The 22972-nt window shown below is 73.5% G+C and carries 23 protein-coding genes; 14 read left to right on the forward strand and 9 right to left on the reverse strand.

Annotated features, from left to right (window positions below; translation table 11 throughout):
• Nucleotides 1-94: 94 nt before the first annotated feature.
• From OG444_RS37715 to OG444_RS37725, 3 genes are read right to left on the reverse strand one after another with little or no spacing between them, the layout of a single operon-like run.
• Complete coding sequence (locus tag OG444_RS37715; protein WP_442810722.1) at nt 95-934, reverse strand: rod shape-determining protein; 840 nt, start codon at nt 932-934, stop codon at nt 95-97.
• Entirely contained in the window at nt 904-1245 is a 342-nt protein-coding gene (locus tag OG444_RS37720; protein ID WP_327266375.1) for a TraR/DksA family transcriptional regulator, read from the reverse strand. Before OG444_RS37720 ends, OG444_RS37715 begins: the two co-directional genes overlap by 31 nt.
• Nucleotides 1246-1296: 51 nt before the next feature.
• Entirely contained in the window at nt 1297-1623 is a 327-nt protein-coding gene (locus OG444_RS37725) for a TraR/DksA family transcriptional regulator (protein WP_327266376.1), read from the reverse strand.
• Nucleotides 1624-1924: 301 nt separating this feature from the next.
• On the opposite strand from OG444_RS37725, the gene OG444_RS37730 reads away from it, so the two are divergent.
• The 7 genes from OG444_RS37730 to OG444_RS37760 all read left to right on the forward strand — a co-directional run bounded on the left by OG444_RS37730 (nt 1925) and on the right by OG444_RS37760 (nt 7767).
• Nucleotides 1925-2905, forward strand: coding sequence for a HAMP domain-containing sensor histidine kinase (locus tag OG444_RS37730; protein ID WP_327266377.1), 981 nt, complete (start codon nt 1925-1927; stop codon nt 2903-2905).
• A gap of 2 nt (nt 2906-2907) precedes the next feature.
• Complete coding sequence (locus OG444_RS37735) at nt 2908-3618, forward strand: response regulator transcription factor (protein ID WP_327266378.1); 711 nt, start codon at nt 2908-2910, stop codon at nt 3616-3618.
• 100 nt (nt 3619-3718) lie between these two features.
• Nucleotides 3719-4159 carry a hypothetical protein gene (locus OG444_RS37740; protein WP_327266379.1) on the forward strand — a complete coding sequence of 147 codons (441 nt, stop codon included), beginning with the start codon at nt 3719-3721 and terminating at the stop codon, nt 4157-4159.
• A gap of 71 nt (nt 4160-4230) precedes the next feature.
• The gene (gene secD / locus OG444_RS37745) at nt 4231-6525 is read left to right on the forward strand and encodes a protein translocase subunit SecD (RefSeq protein WP_327266380.1); all 2295 of its coding nucleotides are present in this window, start codon (nt 4231-4233) and stop codon (nt 6523-6525) included.
• A 210-nt stretch (nt 6526-6735) separates the two neighbouring features.
• Nucleotides 6736-6999, forward strand: coding sequence for a helix-turn-helix domain-containing protein (locus OG444_RS37750; protein WP_327266381.1), 264 nt, complete (start codon nt 6736-6738; stop codon nt 6997-6999).
• A 14-nt stretch (nt 7000-7013) separates the two neighbouring features.
• Nucleotides 7014-7340: a transposase family protein gene (locus tag OG444_RS37755; protein WP_327267051.1), complete on the forward strand. Its 327-nt coding sequence runs from the start codon at nt 7014-7016 to the stop codon at nt 7338-7340.
• Between the two features lie 169 nt (nt 7341-7509).
• Entirely contained in the window at nt 7510-7767 is a 258-nt protein-coding gene (locus OG444_RS37760) for a hypothetical protein (RefSeq protein ID WP_327266382.1), read from the forward strand.
• On the opposite strand, the gene OG444_RS37765 is transcribed toward OG444_RS37760, so the two are convergent.
• From OG444_RS37765 to OG444_RS37775, 3 genes are all read right to left on the reverse strand, one after another.
• Nucleotides 7768-8109: a hypothetical protein gene (locus tag OG444_RS37765; protein WP_327266383.1), complete on the reverse strand. Its 342-nt coding sequence runs from the start codon at nt 8107-8109 to the stop codon at nt 7768-7770.
• A gap of 171 nt (nt 8110-8280) precedes the next feature.
• Nucleotides 8281-8469 (reverse strand): DUF6381 family protein, encoded by a 189-nt coding sequence (locus OG444_RS37770; RefSeq protein WP_327266384.1) that lies wholly within the window; start codon nt 8467-8469, stop codon nt 8281-8283.
• 106 nt (nt 8470-8575) lie between these two features.
• Nucleotides 8576-9322 carry a VOC family protein gene (locus tag OG444_RS37775; RefSeq protein WP_327267052.1) on the reverse strand — a complete coding sequence of 249 codons (747 nt, stop codon included), beginning with the start codon at nt 9320-9322 and terminating at the stop codon, nt 8576-8578.
• A 247-nt stretch (nt 9323-9569) separates the two neighbouring features.
• Between OG444_RS37775 and OG444_RS37780 the strand changes: the two genes are divergently transcribed.
• A complete protein-coding gene (locus OG444_RS37780) occupies nt 9570-10547 on the forward strand; it encodes an isopenicillin N synthase family dioxygenase (protein ID WP_327266385.1) in 978 nt (325 codons plus the stop codon).
• An 89-nt stretch (nt 10548-10636) separates the two neighbouring features.
• On the forward strand, nt 10637-11860 hold the full coding sequence (locus OG444_RS37785; protein WP_327266386.1) for an alpha/beta hydrolase family protein: 1224 nt from the start codon (nt 10637-10639) through the stop codon (nt 11858-11860).
• Between the two features lie 17 nt (nt 11861-11877).
• Here OG444_RS37785 and OG444_RS37790 read toward each other — a convergent pair whose 3' ends face one another.
• A complete protein-coding gene (locus OG444_RS37790) occupies nt 11878-13158 on the reverse strand; it encodes a sulfite oxidase (RefSeq protein ID WP_327266387.1) in 1281 nt (426 codons plus the stop codon).
• Between the two features lie 149 nt (nt 13159-13307).
• Here OG444_RS37790 and OG444_RS37795 point away from each other — a divergent pair, with 149 nt between their 5' ends.
• The 3 genes from OG444_RS37795 (at nt 13308) to OG444_RS37805 (ending at nt 15815) form a co-directional block, all read left to right on the forward strand.
• Nucleotides 13308-13841, forward strand: a complete 534-nt coding sequence (locus OG444_RS37795) for a GNAT family N-acetyltransferase (RefSeq protein WP_327266388.1) — start codon at nt 13308-13310, stop codon at nt 13839-13841.
• Nucleotides 13842-14004: 163 nt separating this feature from the next.
• On the forward strand, nt 14005-14628 hold the full coding sequence (locus OG444_RS37800) for an ankyrin repeat domain-containing protein (RefSeq protein WP_327266389.1): 624 nt from the start codon (nt 14005-14007) through the stop codon (nt 14626-14628).
• Nucleotides 14625-15815, forward strand: a complete 1191-nt coding sequence (locus tag OG444_RS37805; RefSeq protein ID WP_327266390.1) for a YncE family protein — start codon at nt 14625-14627, stop codon at nt 15813-15815. The genes OG444_RS37800 and OG444_RS37805 overlap by 4 nt, the downstream gene beginning before the upstream one ends.
• 63 nt (nt 15816-15878) lie before the next feature.
• Here the strand turns inward: OG444_RS37805 and OG444_RS37810 are convergent, their stop codons facing one another.
• Entirely contained in the window at nt 15879-16160 is a 282-nt protein-coding gene (locus OG444_RS37810) for a hypothetical protein (protein WP_327266391.1), read from the reverse strand.
• Nucleotides 16157-16903, reverse strand: coding sequence for an HNH endonuclease family protein (locus tag OG444_RS37815; protein ID WP_327266392.1), 747 nt, complete (start codon nt 16901-16903; stop codon nt 16157-16159). The genes OG444_RS37810 and OG444_RS37815 overlap by 4 nt, the downstream gene beginning before the upstream one ends.
• 202 nt (nt 16904-17105) lie before the next feature.
• On the opposite strand from OG444_RS37815, the gene OG444_RS37820 reads away from it, so the two are divergent.
• Entirely contained in the window at nt 17106-17972 is an 867-nt protein-coding gene (locus OG444_RS37820; protein WP_327266393.1) for a DUF4132 domain-containing protein, read from the forward strand.
• 23 nt (nt 17973-17995) lie between these two features.
• Nucleotides 17996-22894, forward strand: coding sequence for a DNA-binding protein (locus OG444_RS37825; protein WP_327267053.1), 4899 nt, complete (start codon nt 17996-17998; stop codon nt 22892-22894).
• The last annotated feature ends 78 nt before the right edge of the window (nt 22895-22972 follow it).

A 22972-nucleotide genomic window follows, 5' to 3' on the forward strand; every position in this document is an offset into this window, starting at 1 on the left:
GGTGCGGGGCAGCCGTGGTCGGCTGCGCCCGTCCTGAGGCGTAACCCCCGCCCGCAATTTCACATCCGGGAGGAGTGCGGGGTCCCCATGTTGGTCACCTCCCGCGGAGCGAGGGGTGGGGGTGTGCGGCGTGCAGTACCTTGGCGGCGCCGCGGAGGGCGGCGGTGTGCGGCGCCGGGGCCACGTGCAGGGGGGTCCGCAGCGTGTCGGTGAGCCGGTGGGCGAGGTCGGGGACCAGTGCGCCGCCGCCGGCCAGGAGAGCGCCTCGTTCCAGGGCGCGGGCGGCGAGCCCCGTGGGGTCCTGGCGGACCATCGAGGTGATCATTCGGGCGACCGTCTCACTGATCCTCCCTGTGACGTCGGGGCTGCGGGCCGGGTCGTTGGTTCCCAGGGCGGTGCAGCGGGCGTCGACGACGGCGCCCTCGCCGAGGAGGACCACTTCGGTGTGGTGGGCGCCCACGTCCACCACGAGCAGCGGCCGGGTGAGGTCGGCGTCCGCGGTCAGGGCGATGGCGCGGGCGGCGGGCACGGTCAGGACGGTGCGCGGGCGCAGAACCTGTACGGCGGTGCGGGCGCGTTCCCGGTGCGCGGGGCCGTCGAGCACGGGCGTGGTGATCACGACCAGGGGGCGGGTGCGGCGGGGCAGGCGGGGGCGCAGGAGCCGGTCCAGCATCCGGGCGGTACCGGCGACGTCCACGATCGCACCGTGCCGGACGGGGTGGACCACCTTCGCCCCGGTGAAGGTGACGGTGGGCACGTCCAGGAGCATCCCGCGTCCCGCGACCCAGGCGCGGGTGCGGGCGCTGCCCAGTTCCAGGGCCAGGCCGCAGCACTGCCGGCACAGCGGCCAGGGCCGGTGACCGGTACGGGGGGCTGCGGCATCGGCGAAGGGGGTGCCGGCGGTCACCGTCCGGCCTCCCGTACCTGCTGGCATCGGGCGCAGTAGCGTGCCTGCGGCACGATCATCAGACGCTCGCGGTCGATGGGCCGCCGACACAAGTGACAGGCGCCGTAGCGGCCGTCCGCAATGCGAAGCAGTGCGGCCCGGACGTCGACGAAGACCATGTACGCGGCGGCGGCGAGCGCCACATGCACCTCGGCCTGGTGGTCCGGAGCCGGATGCGCGGCGGTGAGCCTGCACAGCTGTTCCCGGCGGAAGACGAGCTGTTCGTGCAGGTTCTCCCGCAGCGTGGCGATGTCCGCCGGCGACAGGTGTGTGCTCTGCCGGGCGATGGTCTGTTTCATGATTTCACCCCAGGTGGACAGGGCGGGACGGGCGGCTGGGCGGGGTCGGCATCAGGTGGTGGCGCGGTGCTGGCAGGGAACGCAGTACCGCGTGTAGGGGAGGATCTCCAGGCGTTCCACGGGGATGTACGTGGAGCAGGCCTGGCAGGTGCCGTAGGAGCCGGCCTCGAGCCGGGCGACGGCGGCGTCGATCTCGGCAATGACCCGCTGATTGGCCTCGGTCTGGGTGGCGACGAGGTGGCCCTCCCGGCTCGGGCCGCTGTCGAGGGCGCGCAGTTGCAGGGCGCGGCTGCTCCGCGCGTCTTCGAGGCGTTGGCGCGCGTCGGACGGGGTCAGCCGTCCGGGGCGGGGGCGGGCCGGGGATGTGTCGGAGGGCACGGGGGTTCCTTTCGTCGCCGCCGGTCGGACGGGGCGGCTGCCCGGTCTCGGTCACCCCGAGCCTGCCCGCCCCGCCATCGGAAGCCCATGGGGCGCACGACCCATTTGCCGTCCGCGCCGGACCATCACGGCCGAGAAGGTATCTGGCCTCCGATATGGGGCTCAGCACCCATAGACGGGCTGCTACATCGAAGGCACAGTGGGTCGGATTAAGCGATAATCAAAGGCATCCGTCAGGCTGACGGGGAGTGCCGGAGGAGCACCGGACCGAGTCCGGCCGCAGGAGGAGTGGGAGGCTTTCGTGTCGCTGTTCTGGCGGGTCTTCGGGCTGAACGCCATGGTGCTGGGCATCGCGACGGCGCTGCTCCTGTGGGCGCCGGTAACGGTCTCGGTGCCCGTGCTGCTGACCGAGGCGGTCGTGCTGGTGGGCGGTCTCGCCATCATGCTGGTCGCCAACGCCACACTGCTGCGCTGGGGCCTGGCCCCGCTCGGCAGGCTGGCAGGGCTGATGAGCACCGTCGACCTGCTGCGTCCAGGACAGCGCCTGTCCCTGCCCCGGTCCGACGGCGCAGGCGCAAGCAACGGCGCCGGCCGCGAGATGACCGAGCTGATCCGCACCTTCAACGCCATGCTGGACCGTCTGGAGCACGAACGCGCCACCTCCAGCGCCCGGGTGCTGCTCGCCCAGGAGGCAGAGCGCCGGCGCATGGCCCAGGAACTGCACGACGAGGTCGGGCAGAGCATGACCGCGGTCCTCCTGGTGCTGGGACGCGCGGCGAACGCGGCCGACGAGCCGCTGCGCGAGGAACTGCAGCAGGCCCGCGAGGTGACCCGCGACAGCCTGGACGAAGTCCGCCGCCTGGTGCGCCGCCTGCGCCCCGGCGTCCTGGACGACCTGGGGCTGCCCAGCGCGCTGAGCTCCCTCACCCGGGACTTCGCCACGCACAGCGGCCTCAGGGTCGCCCTGCGCTTCGACGAGGAACTGCCCGAACTGGAGCGGGAGATCGAGCTCGTGCTGTACCGGGTGGCCCAGGAAAGCCTGACGAACGCAGTCCGGCACGCGGACGCTTCGTGCATCGAAGTGAGCCTGCTCCGCGACGGCGAAACGGTGGTCCTGGAGGTCGCCGACGACGGCCGCGGCATCGCCGCCGTGCACGAGGGTGCCGGGATCCGCGGCATGCGCGAACGGGCCCTGCTCGCCGGAGCCGCCCTCCACGTCATCTCCACGCCCGGAAGGGGCACCCGGATCCGACTCGCCACCCCGCAAGCCAGGGAGCCTTGACCATGCCCGACCCCGCCCCTCCTCCCGAACCCGTCCCGGCCCCCGCGGCTCCCTCTCCCCGCACCGGGCCGATCCGTATCCTCCTCGCCGACGACCACGCCCTCGTGCGCCGCGGCGTACGCCTGATCCTCGACCAGGAGCCCGACCTGCGGGTCGTCGCCGAAGCGGGGGACGGAGCGGAAGCCGTCCACGCGGCCCGCACCGAGGACATCGACCTTGCCGTCCTGGACGTCTCCATGCCCCGGTTCACCGGACTCCAGGCAGCTCGCGAACTGGTCCTGCTCAAACCGGACCTGCGGATCCTGATGCTCACCATGCACGACAACGAGCAGTACCTCATCCAGTCGCTCAGGGCCGGCGCCTGCGGGTACGTACTGAAGTCCGTCGCCGACCGCGACCTGGTGAGCGCATGCCGGGCCGCGATGCGCAACGAGCAGTTCCTCTACCCCGCCGCGGTCAGCACCCAGGTGCGCAGCCATCTGGACCGAGCGGCCAACCGTACGGCCGGCCCCGGGAGCCTCCTCACACCGCGCGAGGAAGAGGTGCTGAAGCTGGTCGCGGAGGGCCATTCGTCGAAGGACATCGCCCAGATCCTGTTCATCAGCGTCAAGACCGTGCACCGCCACCGGGAGAACCTGATGCACAAGCTCGGTCTGCGAGACCGGCTGGCGCTGGCCCGGTACGCCATTCGCGCCGGACTCATCGAAGCCTGAACTCCGGTCGCTCGACCTCCCCACTGCCCTGCGTGCCCGCACCGGCTCCGTCATGCCCCTCTGCCATTTCGCACGTCGACTCCCGGAAAGGGGGCGGTACATGGATCCGGCACCCGGCGCCGCCCCGGCCGCGCCCCACCGGTTCGCGGCGGCGCTGGCGCTGCTCGTGGCGCTCGCCGCCCTGCTGGCGGCGACCGCCCCGGCGAGCGGGCCAGGCGTCCAGACCCCGGCCGCCCGTTCGGCGGCAGCGGCCGCGGCGACGCCCCCGGCCCGCGGCCCCGACCGCGACGGTGACCTCGCCCGTGATGCGGCCCGTCCCGGCGACGGAGAGCCCACCGCCTGCCCGGCTCAGGCACGGCCCCGCCCCGCACACCTCGACGAGCGGCCCTCCCCGCCGGACCCCCGAACCGGGAGTACGGACGGTGCATCCGCAGGGGCGACCGCCGGCCCGTGCGTGCGCGTACCCACCCGCTCGTCCCTCCCGGGCAGCCGGCCCGCCCAGGACCGCGGACGGTCACCACCCACGCCACCAGGCATCTGACGACACCCCCTTCCCCGGTCGCGGCACCGGTATCAACCACCGCGACCTGCTTGCCTGGAGACGGACCCCTCTTGAAACGTCGCACACGTCAAGGCCGTACATCGCGCCTGCGCACGCTGCTCGCCCTCGCGATCATCGCCGGTTCACTCGCCCTTGCCCTCACCACGCCGATCCGCCTGGGACTCGATCTGCGAGGCGGCACCCAGATCGTGCTGGAGACCCGCTCCACCCCCACCGCGCCCGCCGGCCGCGAAGCGACCGACCGCACCCTGGAGGTCCTGCGCGGCCGCATCGACGCGCTCGGCCTCGCCGAACCCACCCTCGTACGCTCCGGCGACCACCGCATCATCGTCGAACTGCCCGGCGTCCACGACCCGAAGAGAGCCGCGGACGTACTCGGCCGCACCGCACAACTCACCATCCACGAGGTACTCGGCAGGGCAGCCGATCCCTCCGCCGCCGGCACTCCACGCGCCGAGCCGGGAACGGAACGCGTTCTGCCCGACGACTCCGGACAGCTCTTGCGGTTGCAGACCGCCGGCCTGACGGGAACGGACATCAAGGGCGCAGATGCGCGCTTCGACCGACAGGACGGCGCCGGGTGGCACGTCACCATCGACTTCACCGACCGGGGCGGCGACAAGTGGACGCAGGCCACCGCAGCGGCCGCCTGCCACGGGGACGGTGACCCCCGGCGTCGCATCGCCATCGTCCTCGACGACCGGATCATCTCCTCGCCGCAGGTCGGCCGGACCGTCACCTGCCAAGGCGGCATCTCCGGCGGCTCCACCCAGGTCACCGGCTCCTTCGGCGAATCCGAAGCCCGGGAACTCGCCCTGCTCATCTCCGGAGGCGCCCTACCCGTACCGGTCGAGACCATCGAACAGCGCACCATCGGCGCAGGCCTCGGCGATGCGGCGATCAGAGCCGCCGTTCTGGCCGCAGCCATCGGCAGCGCACTGACCGCGCTGTTCGTCATGGCCGCGTACCGGCTCATGGGCCTGCTCGCCACGATCGCCCTCGCCGCGTACGGCCTGATCTCCTACGCCGCCCTGGCGGTGCTCGGCGCGACACTGACCCTGCCCGGCCTCGCCGGATTCGTCCTGACCGTCGGAATGGCCGTGGACGCCAACGTCCTCGTCTTCGAACGCGCCCGCGAGGACTACGCAGCCCGCAGCCGCCCCAGTCCGCGCGTGGCCCTCACCGCGGGATTCCGCGGGGCGATGAGCGCCGTCGCCGACTCGAACATCACCACACTGATCGCCGCCGGCCTGCTGCTCACCTTCGCCTCCGGCCCCGTCCGCGGCTTCGGCATCACCCTCGCCATCGGTGTCCTGGCCTCCATGATCAGCGCCTTGCTGATCACTCGGGTCCTGGCCGAACACGCGGTGGCCCGCCGCTGCGTACTCCGCCACCCTCGTGTCACGGGGATCGCAGGCACCGGATGGGTACGCGACCGCCTGCTGCGTCGCAGTCCCCACCTGATGCGGCGGCCGCGCCGCTGGCTGGCGGCCTCGGCCGTCCTGCTCGTCCTCAGCGCGTCCGGCATCCTCCTGCGCGGGCTCGACTTCGGTATCGAGTTCACCGGCGGCCGGCTCATCGAGTACGGCACCAGCCGCCCGGTCGATCCCGACCTGGCACGCACCGCACTCGCCGACGCCGGATTCCCCCGCGCGCTCGTCCAGTCCTCCGGTGCCACCGGGCTGGCGGTCCGGTCCGAGAACCTCACGGACGGCGAAGCGGCCACGGTCGCCTCGACCATCGGCCGGCTCGGAGGCGACACCGAGGTGCTCCGCGACGAACTCATCGGACCCACCCTCGGCGAAGAGCTGCGCCGCAACGCCATCGTGGCCCTCTGCCTGGCGCTCGGCGCCCAACTGCTCTACCTCGCGGTGCGATTCCGCTGGACCTTCGCCACCGCAGCCGTCGGCGCGCTCGCCCACGACGTACTCATCCTCACCGGGGTGTTCGCCTGGCTCGGCAAACCCGTCGACGGCGTCTTCCTGGCCGCACTCCTCACCGTCATCGGCTATTCGGTCAACGACTCCGTCGTCCTCTTCGACCGCGTCCGCGAACTCTTCGCCCGTAACCCCACCGGATCACCGTCCCACCTCACCAACCGGGCGATCCTCCAGACCCTGCCCCGCACCGTCAACACCGGCATGGGCGCGGCACTGGTGCTTCTGTCCCTTGCCCTGCTCGCAGACGACGCCCTCACCGACTTCGCCCTGGCCCTGCTCATCGGCCTCGCAGTCGGCACGTACTCGTCCGTCTTCACAGCGGCCCCTCTCACCATCGAACTGAGCCCGTCCGGGAAGACTCCGAGTGCCGCCGCGCCAGTGCCGCGTGCCCCTGACCGCTGCTAACGAGCTCGTGCATGGTTGGCGGTGCGACGCTGGATCGTGATCGCTGATCATGTTTGTGTGGTGGGGAACGGGTCTCGTGCAGCGATCGTCAGCCACCGGAGGATCACAGGGCTTTCGGCCGATGTGATCGCCGAACTCGTCGCCGAGGTAGGTCCGTTATGGCACGAACAACACCAGGCGGGACTGGAGTCCAGGCCGCGGCAGCGGGCCGTGGGCGCCGGAGCAAAGCACCGGCTGGTCTTTGTCGACCGGCTCCTGGCCACACTCGTCCACCTTCGCCACGGGGCCACTCACGACGTGCTGGCCTGCTGGTTCGGCGTTGACCGCTCCACGATCACCCGGGCGATCGGCGAGGTGCGGCCCCTGCTCGCAGCCCGCGGCTGCACCATCGCGGCCGGCATCCGGCTCCGCACCCTCGCCGAGGTCCAGCCCAGCCGGCCAGCTGTGCCGACATCACCCACGCCCGGCAGTTAGGCCTGGTCAAGCACCTGACTGGCGGCCCGGCCGTGGAGATCCTTGCCGACGCCGGCTACCAGGGCCTGGGCGCCCAGACCGGCGGCCGCGTCGTGACACCACCACACCGCAAGTTCAAGAAGAACCCGCCGGAGTGGTACGAGGAGATCTACGAGCGCCAGCGCAAGGCGCACTCCTCACGCCGTATCCGAGTCGAGCACGGCATCGCACACCTCAAGAACTGGCGGGCACTTGCTCGCCACCACGGCCGCCGTGACCACATGAGCGACACGATCCAAGCCATCGCCGGACTGCTCTCACACCAGCAGACCGCCACTCGCAGGCTCAATGAGCCACAGTGACCACCGGGCCGACCTGCACTCTTCGACGCGTCACCGCCAACCATGCACGAGCTCGTTAGGGAAACGCCCAGGACCAAGCAACAGCCTTCAGGAGGGGCGGGTGCCGCGCGGGCAGGTGGGGCAGGGGGCCGGTACTGGGCGGCGCGCATGTCGAGGTGCCTCTGGAGGAGTGACCATGGAGTTCAGGACCGCAGCCGCCGGACGGGACGAGTGGTCCTATGTGCCGGGTGTCGGCGTCGGACCGCTCCGGTTCGGTACGACCGTCGGCGAAGTGGCCGAGGCGGCCGAGCTGCTCGGCCGGGCGACGGTCGGCGAGGCTGCACGGCACCACGCGATCTTCTCGCCGACCCGAAAGCCCGAACTCCATCGTCGCGGGGCGGCTCCTTCACCGCCTGCCGTCACGGCCTATAACGGCCGAACTCCATGATCAGCCGGGCAGCTGCTCGACGGCGCTGGTGCCGCTGCCCTGCTGGGACTCCCACGTCCACGTTTCCTCCAGACGGAGGCGTCCGTCGGGGAGCTCCGTCACGAGCGAGGTGCAATGCCCGGACGCGGTCGTGCCGTCGAGCCGGAGCTGGACGTAGCGGAATTCGACGGTGCGGTCGGCGCGGGTGCCGACGAGGTAGCCCCTGGCCACGTCCCCGCCGCGGTATTCGGCCCAGACCCGGCCGTCCTGCTCGTGGTACTCGAACCGGGTCAGCCGGCCGACCTGGCCGGGTGCCTGGTCGGCCACGGGAACGAAGACGAGGCCGTCGAGCGAGCGCGCCACGGGTGACTCCTGGAGGAAGGCGGTCCGGGCCGGAGCCCGGCCGCGGGGACGTCCGGGCCTTCACCCTAGGGGGTGTCCTGCCGATCACGCCGGGCTCGCACACCGGCCGGTGGCCGCGGCGACGGGGATCGCGGCGGACACCGGCCGGTGCCGGGTGGGTGAGGCGTACGGCTACATGGGGTCCATGCCCCGGTCGTCCATACGGCCCTCCTGCTCGCTCTGCTCCTGGAGACGGCGGGCCTTCTCCTTCAGCCGGCGGCGCTCCTCGGGGTCGGTGGAACGCTCGGCCGCATCGTTCAGCTCCTGGGCCTTCGCGCGCATCTGCCGGGACCGGCCCCGGGACTCGCCTGAAACGCTCATGTTCGCTCCTTGATCTGGGGGGAGAGCGGGCGGATTCAGCGAACCAGGACTGCCGTGAGCCCGCATCTCGAAGCGTCAGTGAGGGTGGCGGCGGGGCGGGCCGACCTCAGTCCGTTCCCGTCCCGAGGGCGGTCGTGAGGGTGAACAGGGCTCCGTCCGGGTCGCGGAGCGTCACCCACCGCTCCACCGCGTTCGAGGTGACGTCCGAGACGGGCCGCCCGCCCAGCGAGACGGCGGCCGCCACCGCCGGCTCGAGCTTCGGCACGCGGAAGTGGACGTGCCAGCGTGGCCGGGTGTGCGGGGAGTAGGAGGCGATCTCCACGGGGCCGCTGTTGAGGCGGGCGACCGGTTCGCCGTCCTGCCTCAGGACGACCTGGTCCTCCTCGTACGAGACCTCGCAGCAGCCGGCGCGGCCCGTGGCCCACTCGAGCACTGCGCCGTAGAAAATCGCAGCGTCGAGGGCGTTGCGCGTGCGCAGTTCCAGCCATGCGGGGGAGCGGCCCCTGCCCACCCGCCAGTCCGCCTCCACATTCCCCTCCCAGATCCCGAAGACGGCGCCGTCGGGGTCGGCTACGAGCGCGGCGCGGCCACCGGACTCGAAGGAGACGGGCCCGACCGCGATCGTGCCCGTCCGCTCCCGGATCCGGTCCACCGCCACATCGGCGTCGTCGACGGCGAAGTACGGGGTCCACGCCGCGGCGACCCCGAGGTCCGCGGCCAGCGCCCCGATGCCGGCCACCGGGACACGGCCCTGGAACGCCACCGAGAACGCCTCGCCGAGGCGGTTCGGGCGGAATCTCCAGCCCACGACCGCCCCGTAGAAATGCTGGGCCGTGCCGAGGTCGCGCGTCATCAGGCTCACCCAGCACGGGGCCCCGAAGACTTCCCTCGTCGAAATCTCCACCACTCGCTCCGTCCCTGATGAGCCGCCCGCACGACTTCTCATTCTGGTACTTCTTCGGGCGATCTACGTGATCGGCCGCGGCGAATGCACACGGAAGGTGTCCGAGAATCACGCTCCGTGGCGATCCCGTGCGGCGGTGCGCGGCGATAGCCTCGGTCCCGGACGCCCCCGCAGCCCTCCGGAAGGCAGGTCACCCATGGCCGGATCCCAGATTCCCGTGATCGATCTCGGGCCGTGGCGGTCCGGCGGTCCCGAGGTGCGGGCCCGTACCGCCGCCCGCGTCGACGAGGCCCTGCGCGCGGCCGGTTTCCTGCTGGTGACCGGGCACGGTGTGGACCCCTCGCTGCCCGCGCGGATCCGGGAGGCGGCGGGCCGGTTCTTCCGGCTGCCCCCGGGCGCGAAGGCGCCGTACGCCGTCAAGGTCGGCGGCCGGGGCTGGCTCGGCCCGGGGGCGGAGGCCAACAGCTACGCCGAGGGGACGGCCTCGCCGCCCGACCTCAAGGAATCCTGGTCCTTCGCGGCCGAGGACCCGACCGGCATCCCCTCCGTGGACGCCGAATGGTTCGCGCCCAACGCCTGGCCGGCCGAAGTGCCGCAGCTGCGACCGCTGGTGACGGAGTACCTGCGCCTCATGCGGTCCCTCTCCGACGAACTGCTGGAACTGCTGGCCGTGGCCCTGGGCCTCGCCGAGGACCACTTCACCCGCCACACCTCACACCCCACCTGGGGGTTCAACCTGAACTGGTACCCGGGCACGGACGTCGTCGGCCTGCCGCTGCCCGGCCAGTTCCGCATCGGGGCACATACGGACTTCGGGACGGTCACGGTCCTCGACCGGCAACAGGGTGCGGGCGGGCTCCAGGTCCACACCGACGCCGGCGGCTGGCAGGACGCGCCCTACGACCCGGCGGCCCTGACCGTCAACATCGGCGATCTGATGGCCCGCTGGACGGGCGACCGCTGGCGCGCGGGCCGCCACCGCGTGCTGCCCCCGCCCGCCGACACCCCCGCCGAGGAGCTGATCTCCCTCGTCTACTTCTACGAATGCGACCCGCACACCCGGGTCGAGTCACTGCCCGCCCCGGTCGGCCGGGTGACGCACGGCCCCGTCGACTCCCACACGTACCTGCGGGGCAAACTGGACTCGATCAGCGTGGATCATACTCAGGAGTGACCCGGCGGATTCCCGTCCCCCCGAGGTCGGACCGCGGATCGGCCTCGGAGCCGACGATCCGTCAAAACCGCTCGCATAGCGTGATGTTCATGAGCAACAACCGCAGAACAGCCGCCTCCCTGACCCTCCTCGCCCTCCTCCTGCCGTTACCGATCGCCACCGCGGGCGCCTCGTCCGCCGCGGAATCCGCCGTCGCCGTAGCCGGGACGTTCACGGCCGGGCCCGCTGCCGCCGCCCCCGCTGCCGCCGGGGCCGAGAACCGTCACGACTCGCGGGTGGAACTCCCGCGCCCCACCGGCCGTTTCGCCGTCGGCCGGGAGGACCTGCACCTGGTGGACAGGAGCCGAACCGACCCCTGGGCCGGTTCAGGGCCGCGCGAGCTGATGGTCACCATGCGCTATCCGGCGCGGCACGACACCGGCCGCACCACGCGCTACCTCACGTCCGAGGAGGCCCGGCTGCTGCTGGTCGACCGGAAGCTGGACCAGGTGATCCCGGTCGAGACCCTGACCGGTACGCGGAGCCACGGCCGGACGGGAGCGCGGCCGGCCACCGGGAGGTACCCGCTGATCGTCCTGTCCCCGGGCTTCACCGTTCACCGGGCCACCCTCACCGCCCTCGCCGAGGACCTCGCCTCCCGCGGTTACGTCGTCGCCGCGGTGGACCACGCGTACGAGAGCGTGGGCACCGCCTTCCCCGGCGGGCGCGTGCTGACGTGCCTGGCCTGCGAGAAGGTCCGGGGCGAAGAGGGGTACCGGACGGTCGGCGACACCCGTGCCGGTGACGTGTCCTTCCTCCTGGACCGCCTCACCGGACGCGACCCCGCCTGGCGTCACGCCGGACTCATCGACAGGAGCCGCATCGCGATGGCCGGCCATTCCATCGGCGGATCCTCGACCGCCGCAGCGATGGCCGCCGACCGCAGGATCCGCGCCGGCGTGAACATGGACGGCGGCTTCTCCACGCCGGTCCCCGCGGCCGGACTCGGCGGGCGCCCCTTCATGCTGCTCGGCGCCCAGCAGCGCGGTCCCGGCGGCAACGCGAGCTGGGACCGCGACTGGCCGCTGCTCGACGGCTGGAAGCGCTGGATCACCTTTGCCGGCTCCGGCCACTTCACCTTCACCGACTTCCCGGCGATCGGCGAACAGCTGGGCCTGCCCGACGACGAGGCCCCGCTGCCGGGCGCCCGGTCCGTCGAACTGACCCGGCGCTACGTCGGCGCCTTCTTCGACCGGCACCTGGGAGACCGGCCGCAGCCCGTGCTGGACGGCCCTTCACCCGACGCGCCGGAAGTCGCCTTCCACACCCCGTGACGGGGGTCCGCCCCCGGTCAGACCACCGTCACCGGGTGGCGGACCACCGCGTCGAAGAGGTAGCCCTGCGTGTTGTGGACCGAGCGATCGGGCTGTGTCCGCCCGGTCGCGTCGCTCGCCCGTGCCAGCAGCGAGGTCGCACCCGTGGCCCTCGGGGTCCACGGCACCGACCAGCGCACCCACCCGCCCCGCCGCGGAGCGTCGTGCAGGTGGGCCCGCCGCCAGTGGCCGCCGCCGTCCGTGCTGACGTCGACGCGTGTGACCGGGGCCGCGGCCGACCAGGAACGGCCGGTCAGCAGCCGGGTCCGGTGCACGGGAACGCCTGCCCCCAGCTCCAGCTCGAAGGCGCTCTTGAGGGTCTGCCGGGTCAGCGGCTCACTGCCGGCCGCCGGGTGCTCGGGCCCGAACAGCCGGTACATCTCCGTGTTCCACGGCGAGTACAGCGGCTCCCGGCTCACCTCGATGTCCCCGACCCACTTGACCGACGAGATCCCGACCCAGTCCGGCACCACGAGGCGGACCGGCCCGCCGTGGTCGGGAGGCAGCGGCCGGCCGTTCATCTCGTAGGCCAGCAGTACGTCGTCCAGCGCCTTCGCGACCGGCAGCGGGCGCCGCACCCGGCCCAGGTTCACCCCGTTCGCGACCACCTCGTCGTCCAGCCCGCTCGGCAGGACGTCCACGGCGCCGCGGGTCACGCCCGCCAGGCGCAGTACGTCCGACAGCCGCGCGCCGCGCCAGTGCGCGACGCCGATCGCGCCCAGTGTCCAGGCGGTGCCGGTCACCGGCTGGCCCTGCTGCGTGTCGTAGAAGCTGCGGCCGTTGCCCGCGCACTCGATGAACAGCGTCCGCTCCACCGGCCGCAGGGCGCGCAGCCGCTCGTACGACAGCTCCAGCGGGCCGCCCGCGAGCCCGTCGCCCCACACCTTCAGCCGCCAGCCGCCGGCATCGATCCGCGGGGTGGAGGTGTGGTTGCGGACGAAGAACCGGTCGATCGGAGTGAGCGGGCCCGTGCCGCGCAGCGCCGCGAAGTTCGTCTCCGCGTTCGTACCGCGAAGAGTGAACAGCTCGGGCGGCAGCGGCTTGACGGTGCGGGGCACCGGGTCGGCGAGGTCTGCGCCGGGCGCGGCCGACGCCGTGCCGCCGCCCGCCGCGACGCCCAGCGATCCGGCGGCGGCGCCCACCGAGAACAGCTTCAGCAGATCACGGCGGTCCACCCCGGCGGAGCGGGCGCGGCCCCGCGCCCACTGCCGCAGGCGCGTGCGGTCGTACCGGCTCTCGTCCGACAGATCGAAGGGCATGGCAGGAGCACTCCTTGGTCGCGGTTCCCACGGACCGTAGAGGTCCGCGGCGAGCCGCGGGAACCTTCCCGCCGTGCCCGCCACGAACCCGCAACATCACCGCAACGGCCGATTACCGCTGGTCGGCGGAATTTCGGCAGGATGAGGGCATGACCGAGATCCGTACCCCCCGACTCCTCCTCCGCCGCTGGACCGACGACGACCTCGTCCCCCTGTCGGAGATCAACGCCGACCCGGAGGTGATGCGCTGGATCGGCGAGGGCGACACCCTCGACCTGGACCGGACCGCCGAGGACATCGAGCGCTGGGAGGAGGAGTGGGACGAGGAAGGCTTCGGGATCTTCGCCGTCGAGCTCCTCGGCTCCGGCGAGCTGATCGGCGCCGTCGGCCTCTCGGTCCCCGAGCACCTGCCCGAGGCCCTGCCGGACGCCGAGATCACCTGGCGGCTCGGCCGCCAGTACTGGGGCCAGGGCTACGCCTCCGAGGCCGCGCAGGCCACCTTGGAGTTCGCCCTCCAGGACCGCGGCCTCGACCGGGTCGTCGCCATCAACCGGGCGGGCAACGAGGACTCCGAGAACGTGATCCGCAAGCTCGGCATGGTGCTGGAGCGCGACACCACGGACCCGCGCCACGGGCACCTCCTGCAGATCCACGGCATCGACCTCACCGAGTACGAGGCCTGATCCCTCCGGCCGCATCAGCCGATCGGACGACCCCAGGGTCCTCCGGACCGCGCGCGGGCTCCGTCCACCGGGCGGACCCGGCCGGGGCCGCGGCGCGGCGAGCATGGACCGGGGGAGCGGGAGACGTACCCGGCCCTCCCCGCCCGGAGCCGAGAGGGACACCATGAACGCGCACGACCGACTCCTCCTCGACGGAGCCCGCCGCGGTGACGCGACGGCGGTGGGCACGGCGCTCGCCGCCGGCGCCGCCGTGGAGGCCCGCGACGAGGAGCTGCGCACGCCCCTGCTGCTCGCCGTGCTCGGCGACCACCTGGCCGTGGCCGAACTGCTGGTCGCTGCCGGTGCCGACCCGAACGCCCCGGACTCCCGGGAGGACAGCCCCTGGCTGGTCACCGGCGTCACCGGCAGCATGCGGATGATGCGCCTGCTGCTGCCCGCCGGGCCCGACCTGAAGCAGTGCAACCGGTTCGGGGGGATCTCCCTCATCCCGGCTGCCGAGCGCGGGCACACCGCGTACGTGCGCGCCGTGCTCGCCGAGACGGACATCGACGCCGATCACGTGAACCGGCTCGGCTGGACCGCCCTGCTCGAGGCCGTGATCCTCGGCGACGGCGGCCCGCGCCACGAGGAGGTCGTCGCGGCCCTGCTCGCGGCGGGCGCCGATCCCCTGCTGCCCGACCACGAGGGGGTGACCCCGTACGAGCACGCCGCCCGCCGGGGCTTCGACGGCATGGCGAGGGCCCTGAAGGCGGCGGCCGCGGGTACGGAAGACGGGGCCGGCCGATGAACCGCCGCACCCGGGACACCCGTACGGCCCGCGACGCCCGTACGGGCACCCACGACGCCCGTGCGCACACCCGGCGCACCCGCACGCGCGCCCGTGGCGCCCTCGCGGCGCTCGCCGCGGCCCTGCTGCTCGGATCCTGCACCCAGAACGCGACGTCCGCGCCGCCGGGCCCGGCACCCTCCGCCGCCTCCCCGCTGCCGGCCACCGCCCCCACCCCGCAGGGCCTGCTCCTGACCGCCGACTTCGGGGCGGACACCGTGACCTTCGTGGACCCCGAGCGCGGTGCGGTGGCCTCGGTCCCCGTCGGCAGGGCCCCGTACGCACTGGCCGTGGGCGCGGACGGCCGCGCGTGGGTGGCCACCGCCGAGGGCGTCGCCGTCGTCGACACACGCACCCGCGTACGGGTGGCGCTGATCCCGCACCGCACGGGCACCGGACCGGTCACCGACGGCGAGTACCGCGGCGGCGGCATGGGCATCGCGCTCTCGCCCGACGGCGCGCGGGCCTACGTCGGGGTGAACGTCCCCGGCACCACCGGCGTCCTGGAGGTCATCGACACGGCCGGGCGCGAGGTCACCGCCGTCGTGCCCGTGGGCAGGCGGCCCTTCGACGTGGACGTGTCGGCGGACGGCGCCGAGGTGTACGTCACCGGCCACGACTCCTTCGACGTCACCGTCGTGGCGGCCGACTCCCTGCAGCCCCGCCGGATCGAGGTCGCCCCCTACGGCACCGAAGGCGGACTCGGTTCCTGGCTGAAGCCGCACTACGCCGTCGTACGGCCGGCCGACGGGAAGCTGCTGCTCCCCTTCGAGGGCGAGCGGCTCGCGGTGGTCGACCCCAGGACCGGGCGGACGGCGATCGAGCCGATGACGGCCGACACCCACCAGCACGGCGTCGCGGTCACGGCGGACGGCCGGCTGCTGGTGGTCGGCACCGGAGCCGTGCAGCCGGGCGACGGCAGGGGCCCGTCGCTGACGGTCCGTTCCCCGGGTGGCGCCGAGCGGGTGTACCCGCTGCAGGGCCCGCACGAGGACGTGGCGGTCTCCCGGGACGGCCGGACCGCGTACGTCACGGGCGGCTACACCCGGGACGGTTACTGGAACGGCATCACGGTCGTCGACCTCGACACCGGAGCCGCCCGCCGGCTCGCGGCGGGCGCGCGACCCCTGGGCATCGCCGTCCTCTGAGCCCCGGCGCCCCGGCCGTACGCCGCTGCCCCCCGCCCATACAGCACGCCTCGGCCGCGCGCCTCAGCCCGCGGCGCCGCCCGGTGCCCCGGCCCCGCCGCCCGCGCGGATCGCGGCGAGGGCGGCGGCGTGCAGGGCGGCCGGGGCGCCGTGATGGGCGCGGGGGCTGCCCGTGAGCGTGTACCACTCGTCGGCGTCCTTGTACTGGACGTCGAACCGGAGCACGCCCCCGTCCTCCTCGGTGCTGCGCAGCGTCAGCGGGCCGGTGATGACGCCGACCTCGTCGGTCATGGCGCCGCCCGGCCCGGCGAGCACCTCGTCCTGCCACCGGTGCGCCTGCGTCATGAGGCGCAGGTGTCCAGCATCGTGGTGAGCATCTTCTTCTCCGGTTCGGTGACGGTCAGTCCGTACGTGGACTTCACGGTGGTCCAGGCCCGCCCGTACTGGCACCAGGCGGCCTTGTCCGGCGGCTGCCACAGGTCGGGGCTCTGGTCGCCCTTGGAACGGTTCGAGGCCGCGGTCACGGCCAGCAGCTGAGGACCGGTCAGATCGTTGGCGAAGGCCTTGCGCCGGGCGGAGTCCCAGCCGGCCGCGCCGGAGCGCCAGCCCTCGGCGAGCGGGACCATGTGGTCGATGTCCATCTTCCCCGCCTCCGTGACGGCCACCCCGTCGTAGAAGCTCTTCCAGTTGCCGGAGACGGCCTTGCACTCGGCGTCCTGGGTGACCTCCGTGCCGTCGCGCTTGAGCACGACCTCACGGGTGTCGCACTTGTTGCCCTGCTGCGCCCAGTGCGTGAACTTGTCCCTGCTGTAGCCCGCCATCGTGCCGACCGGCGCGACCTCGAGCGCCGCCAACCGGGTCCGGGCCTCGGCGACGGTGACCATACCGGGCAGTACGTCCCCGCCGGCCGGTTTGGCGTCGTCACCCGGTGACTTCGGCGACTTCGGCGCCGCGGAGGACGGCGATCCCGCGGGCGCGGACGCCTTCGGATCCCCGCCGCCCGGCGCTGCCGGATCGGAACACCCGGCCGCGGCAGCCAGCAGCAGCGCCATCAGTACCGCACCAGGCACACGTATCTGACGTCCCATAACCCCACCCCGAGCCGGTACCGCTCCGCACGCTGTCCCGGAAACCCTACCCAGAACCGGACAATCAACCTACCGAGGGCCCTCCGGTGGGCGTTGTCAGTGGCCCTCGCTAGTCTCCCGGCATACCGCAGCTCAGGGGGGTCGGCTCCCCCCTGTCAGGGCTGCGCGGAACAGTACGGGACAGGCGGAGGGGCACGGGCTGATGGCTTGGCTGGCAGCGGGCGAGGGGTACGAGATCGCCCTGGTGGAGGGACGGGTGGCGGCGAGGTCCGCCACCGGGCGGACGGCGGGGCGGCAGTTGAAGACACTGCCCAAGGCACTCAAGGACCATCCCGAGGTGGACCGGCTGCGCCGGCTGGCCGAGTGGCTCGACCGGCACGAGGCGGCCTGCGTCGCACAGGTCGACGGCTGGATGGTCTCCTCGCTGCCCGTGCCGACCGAACTGCTCGCCCGGGTCTGGCCGGACGAGGCCTGGCAGAGCGCCCTGCGCGACGTGGCCGTCGTCGGCGACGACCCGGACGAGGTGGGCTTCCTGCGGGACGCCACCGCGTCCGGCGAGCTGAAGGTGGTCAACCTCGACGGCGAGACCGTACGGCTCGCCCCGCGCACGGTGACCCTGCCGCACCCGGTGCTCCTGCCCGACCTGGACGACGTACGGGACTTCGCGGCCGAACTGGGCATCGTGCAGCGCGTCGAGCAGATCCACCGGGCCACCTGGCGCAAGCCCGCCGAGCTCGCCGCCACCGCCACCGAGGTACGCGACTACGCGGGCGGGGTCTTCCCCACCCGCTTCAGCCTCGCGGCCCGCGCCACCAGCCTCGGCTACCGGGTCTCCGGTGGCTACGCCACCTGCAAGGTCCGGGACTCCGGCAGCGGCACCGAGGCGGCCGTGTGGATCGGCGAACCCTATTACGAAGACGAGATGACCACCGGCGCCCTGAGCTGGCACGACGAGGACGGCCGGGCGGTACGCCTGACGGAGGTCGGACCGGTCGCCTGGTCCGAGGGAATGCGGATGGCCGCGGCGCTCTACGCCGGGCGCAAGATCGAGGAGGGCGGGGACGCGTGAGCACCAACCAGGAAGACACCGAGATGCACAAGGCCGAACTGCTCCTCAAGGCAGGTGCCGTACTGCCGTACGACACTGCGGACGCCGCCCCCGGAGCCGTCGAGCTGACCGCACGCTCCTACCGCCACCCCGGGCTCGGCGACGACCGCGTCGTCGTCCGGCTCGCGCCCGCCGAACTGGGCGCCGCCGAGGACCTCGCCGCCGGCTTCCTGGGACTCGTACGGGACGAGGGCGAGCCGCCCGTCGTCGGCCTGAGCAAGCGCCAGGCCCTCGGCTTCCCCGAATGGGTCCTGGTCCACCACCCCGAGGACGGCCACCACGCCCTCGCCGTCGTCCCCGAGCTCGACCGGATCGCCCGGCAGGCCAAGACCAAGCCCAAGGCAGCCCTCGACGCCTGCCTCGAACTGGCCGACCGCCTCGCCGCGTCCGTCCCGCACTTCCTGCCGCTCTTCCACGAGCAGGCGGCGCGCCTCTTCCTCGCCGTCGAGAACACCACCTACGCCGCCCAGCTGTTCGGCCGGGCCCGCACCGCCGAGGCCCAGCACGGGCTGAGCATCGACGAGGACCGCCTCGACGCCGTCTTCCTCGAGTTCGCCCTCGTCGGCGCCCTGCCGGTGAAGGTGCTCACGGGCTACGGCAAGGCCCTGGCCGGCCGTGTCACCGCCGCCGAGGCCTACGACCGCTTCCGCCGCCTGTGCGTACGCCGCACCGCCGGCGGGCTGCCGCCCTCCGCCCAGGCCGCCGCCGAACTGCGCCGCCTCGCCCGGGCCGCGGGCTTGACCGGCACCGAACCCGAGCAGGACTACCTCGCCGAACTGCTGCCCCTGCCCGCCACCCTGCGCGCCGCGCTCGGCTGGTGGAAGGCCCACCGCGGAGCCCTCGTCGCACTCGCGCGGCGCGTTCCCGCCGTCCGCGGCACCCTCCTGGGGCTGACGCCGCCCAGCGGCGACGGCGGCGAGTTCACCGCCCTGTGGCTGGAGATCCTGGAGGAGTCCGGCGCCACCGCCGGGCTCGCCGACGGAGCCCTGCCCGCCGAGGAGCGCTGCGCCGACGGAACGGCCGGCTGGCTCGAGCGCTTCCACGCCGCCCGCCACTCCGGCTGGGGCCGGCGCCCCACCCTCCCGGCCCTCCTCGACCTCACCGAGCGGTGCGCCGGACAGCTGCGCACGGAACTCGCCCGGCCCGAACGGGAGGCGGGCCTGCAGGTCGGCGTCGAGGACACCGACCTCCTCGACCTGCTGCTCTCCCTGGACGTACCGGTCGTCGACCCCGAGGCCGAGACAGAGAACCGCCGGCGCCGGTACGACAACCTGAACCTGACCGAGTGGGCCGACGGCGACGAGCGCCGCGACCTGCTCGCCCTCGCCGCCGACGAGCGCTTCCACCCCGCGTTCCGCCGCGCCCTGAACAGCCTCGGCAACGGCAGCGCAGAGGTCGTCCGGTGCGTCGCCGCCTCGCCCGGCGGCCGCCCGCTCCTGGCCACGTGGGTGCGCGACGTCGCCCTGGCTTCCAGCGCCGCCGGTCTGCCCGGAGTGCCCGACGCGATCGCGCGCCTGAGCTGGCTGCCCACCGAAGCCCTGGAACTCGCCCCCGCGGAAGTGGCCGCCGCCGCGGCCGCGGACCTCGCCGAAACCCTCGCCCGTACCCTGCGCGGCGGTCTCTTCGAGGAGCTGGCCTGGCCCTCCTGGGAGGAGGCCGTCACCGAACTGGCCCCCGGCCAGGGCCGGGAGGCCCTGAACGTGGTGGAGGCCTGGCCCTACCTGATCGTCGCCAACCAGACCCAGGTCCGGGTCATCGACGCCGAGTCCACCGTCCTCACGCACGACCTGCGCGTGCCGACCGGGCACTCGCACCACCACAGCTTCCACTACGTCGACGGTGAGCTGCTCGTCTTCTGGTCCTCCTGGAGCACGAACGGGACGCAGGCCTACTGGCACCACTCGCCCGGCACCGTCTTCACCCTGGACACCGACCGCAGCCACTGGTCGCTGCGCAGCGAACACCTCTCCCTGCCCCTCCCGGGCGGCGGGCGCACCACCGGCGGCGGAGTCCTGCACCGCGGCGACACGAAACTGCCCGACGAGCGGCCCCTGCTGTCCGACGGCACCTCGTACTGGGCGTGGCAGCGCCGCGACCAGCAGACCGACAGCGGCTGGCTCGAGTACGACCCCGTCGGCGGCACCTACGGGCGCCACTCCCTGCCCGCGTTCTTCGCCGACGCGCTGCGCGCCGACGCGGACACCGCGCAGCGCACCGGTAGCCGCACCTGGCTGAGGCCCGCGCCCACCGTGGCCGGCTCGGTCCTGGGCGAGCCCGCCGGCGGCCTGCTCGGCTGGCGGGCCGTACGCGTCCCCGGTCACGGCTGGCAGGGGACCGACACCGGCGGACGCAGCGTCGCCGTGCCCGAAGGCCGCGACGCGCCCGTCGCCGCCCTCGCCTTCCCCGGCGACGACCGGCCCCGCGCGCTGTCCCAGCACTGGCAGGAGCTCAGCATCACCGACCCGGACGGCGTGATCACCGCCCGGTCGCGCGACGGCCACCGCCGCCGCACCGCCTTCGGCACGGGCAGCGTGGACCTTCCGCCGCTCTCGCACTGGTACGCCCTGCGCCCCCGCGACGCCGAGGGCTCGGCCGTCCTGCGTGCCGCCGACCGGGAGACCGCGGCAGCGCTGCTCAAGACGGCCGCAGCGGCGGAGAAGGCCGCCGACCTGCCCGACCTGGTCGGCGCCGCCCTGCCGCGGATCACCGCGCCCAAGATCATCGGCGGCATCGTCGAGGTCCTCCGCTTCACCCTCGCCCAGCAGAAGGTCCTGGACGCGATCGCCGCCCGGCTCCACCCCGACACCACCCCCGTCGAGGAGCGCGAGCAGGGCCCCGGCGACCGGCTGATCGCCGAGGGGCTCAAGGGCCTCATCGGCCCCGGCTACTACCGCTGGAGCGGCGAGAGCGACGCCGCCCACTACACGCTGTGCGAACTCGAGGCCGCCCGCACGCGGACCGACGCCACCCAGGTGCCGGGCCTGCTGCACTTCGACACGCCCGCGCTGCCCTACTGGTCCTTCCACTGGACGCCGCTGCTCGACCAGCCCGCGGCCGTCGCCTACCGCGCCGTCACCGTCGCGGCCACCGACGAGCAGCGGGCGGGTCTGCTCACCCTGCTCGGCGCGGTCGACGCCCTCGGCCTGGCCTCGGCCGAAGGGTCCGCCGACCGCTGGCGCCGGGTCCTGCTCCGCCTCGACCGGCAGCACCTGCTCACCCCGGAGGGCGAACGCAACGTCCACCACCGCAGCCTGCTGCCGCTGGGCGGCGGAGCCGTCCTCGCCCTGACCGAGCACAGCGAATCCGTGCCCGAAGGCCACGAGTTCGGCGCCCTGCTGTACGACCCCACCGGCCGCTTCACCGTCCCCGGCCCCTACACCCTGCGCGGCGACGCCCCGCTCGGCGACCGCGATCGCGGCCCCGGCTGGCTGACGGCCTTCCTCGGCGGGGCCGCCGAGCACGGCCCGGTGCCCTTCCTCCCCGAAGCCGCGGAGGAGTTCGCCCGGCTCACCGGAGTCTCGGGCGCCCTTGCCCGCCTGGTGCTCGCCGGACTCCCGGACATCGACACCTTCGAACGCAACTTCCTGGCACCCGAACTGCGCACCGCCCTCGGGGTCAAGGCCACCGATGCCGCCTACGCCCGCGACGAGCTCAAGAGCCTCGATGCCGAGCTGCGGCGCGCGATCGTCGGGGCCCTGCTCCCCGCCGATCCGGCGAAGCTGTGGAGCGAGGGACCCGACGTGACCGCCGCCGCGGAGATCTGGAACCGGCGCATGGGCCGTCGTACCCCCGTGCCCGACTGGCTCGCCACGGAGGCCGCGCGCGCCGTGCGCGGCACCGCCCCGCACCGCATCCTGGCGAGCCTGCTCGACCCCGCGGCCGCACGCGAGCTCTCCGTCGACGTGGCCTGGACGGTCAAGGGCGACCACGTGGAGCCCCGTGAACCGGCCACCGACCCCTTCACCGCGCAGACGCTGACCGGCACCATGGCGATGGCCGCCTGGCTGGCCCACCGGCTGCCCGCGGGCGATCCCGTACGAGCGGCCCTGCCGCCCGCACTGACCGCCGTACGACAGCGGCTCGCCGCGCCCGAACTGCTCCTGGAGATCGCGCACTACACCAACCTTCCCGACTTCCGGAAGGCCGCGGGCACACCGACCGAGACCGGCGAGGGCTACGAGCGCTACGGCGCCGTCGTCATGGCCACCCACGACGACCAGCCCCGGCCCGCACTGCGCCCGGCGCTGCTGGACTCCACCGGCTCCGACCCGTACCTGCCGGTGCTGCGCGGCGACGACCAGCGGCCCTCCGCCGTCGAAAGGGCGCTGCGGACCACCCACGATCCGCGCTTCGCCGCGCTGCTCGCCGACCCGGGAGCCCCGGCGGCCGGCGGCGTGGACTCGGAAGGCACCTGGTGGCCGCAGGACCCGGGCCGCTCCGTGCCCGAACTGGTGGAGGAGGTGAGCGCCGCGCACGGCCTGGGCGCCGACGCGGCGGCCCTCTACCTCGCGCTGCTCGCCATGCCCGACCCCACCGACCGCAACACCGCTCGCTGGACGGGCTGGAAGCCGGCCCGGCTCAAGGCCGCCCGCGCCGAACTGGCCGCCACCGAACTGGTGGTGACGGCCGGCCGCAGCCGGGCCGGGCGCTCGCTGTTCCTGCCCGGCGGATGGGCCGAAATGGCCTCGCCGGCGCTTCCGGTCGAGCAGTGGAAGCTGCCGATGTACGGCCTGAGCGTCGGGGAGGCTCCGCTGCGGGGCGTGCTGGCACCCACCGAACCCGCCGCTGAGCTCTACCGCCGGGCCTGGCAGCGGGTCCGGGAGGGCGACGTGCCGCGCTTCGAGGAGCTCAAGGTGAAGCGCACCCGCGCCCGCCGCCGCTGAACCGCGGCCGCCGGACCGCCGTCGCTGAACCGGCGCTGCTGAACCGGCGTTGCTGATCCGCCGCCGCTGAACCGGCGT

This window comes from Streptomyces sp. NBC_01232, from assembly GCF_035989885.1.
GTDB lineage: Bacteria > Actinomycetota > Actinomycetes > Streptomycetales > Streptomycetaceae > Streptomyces.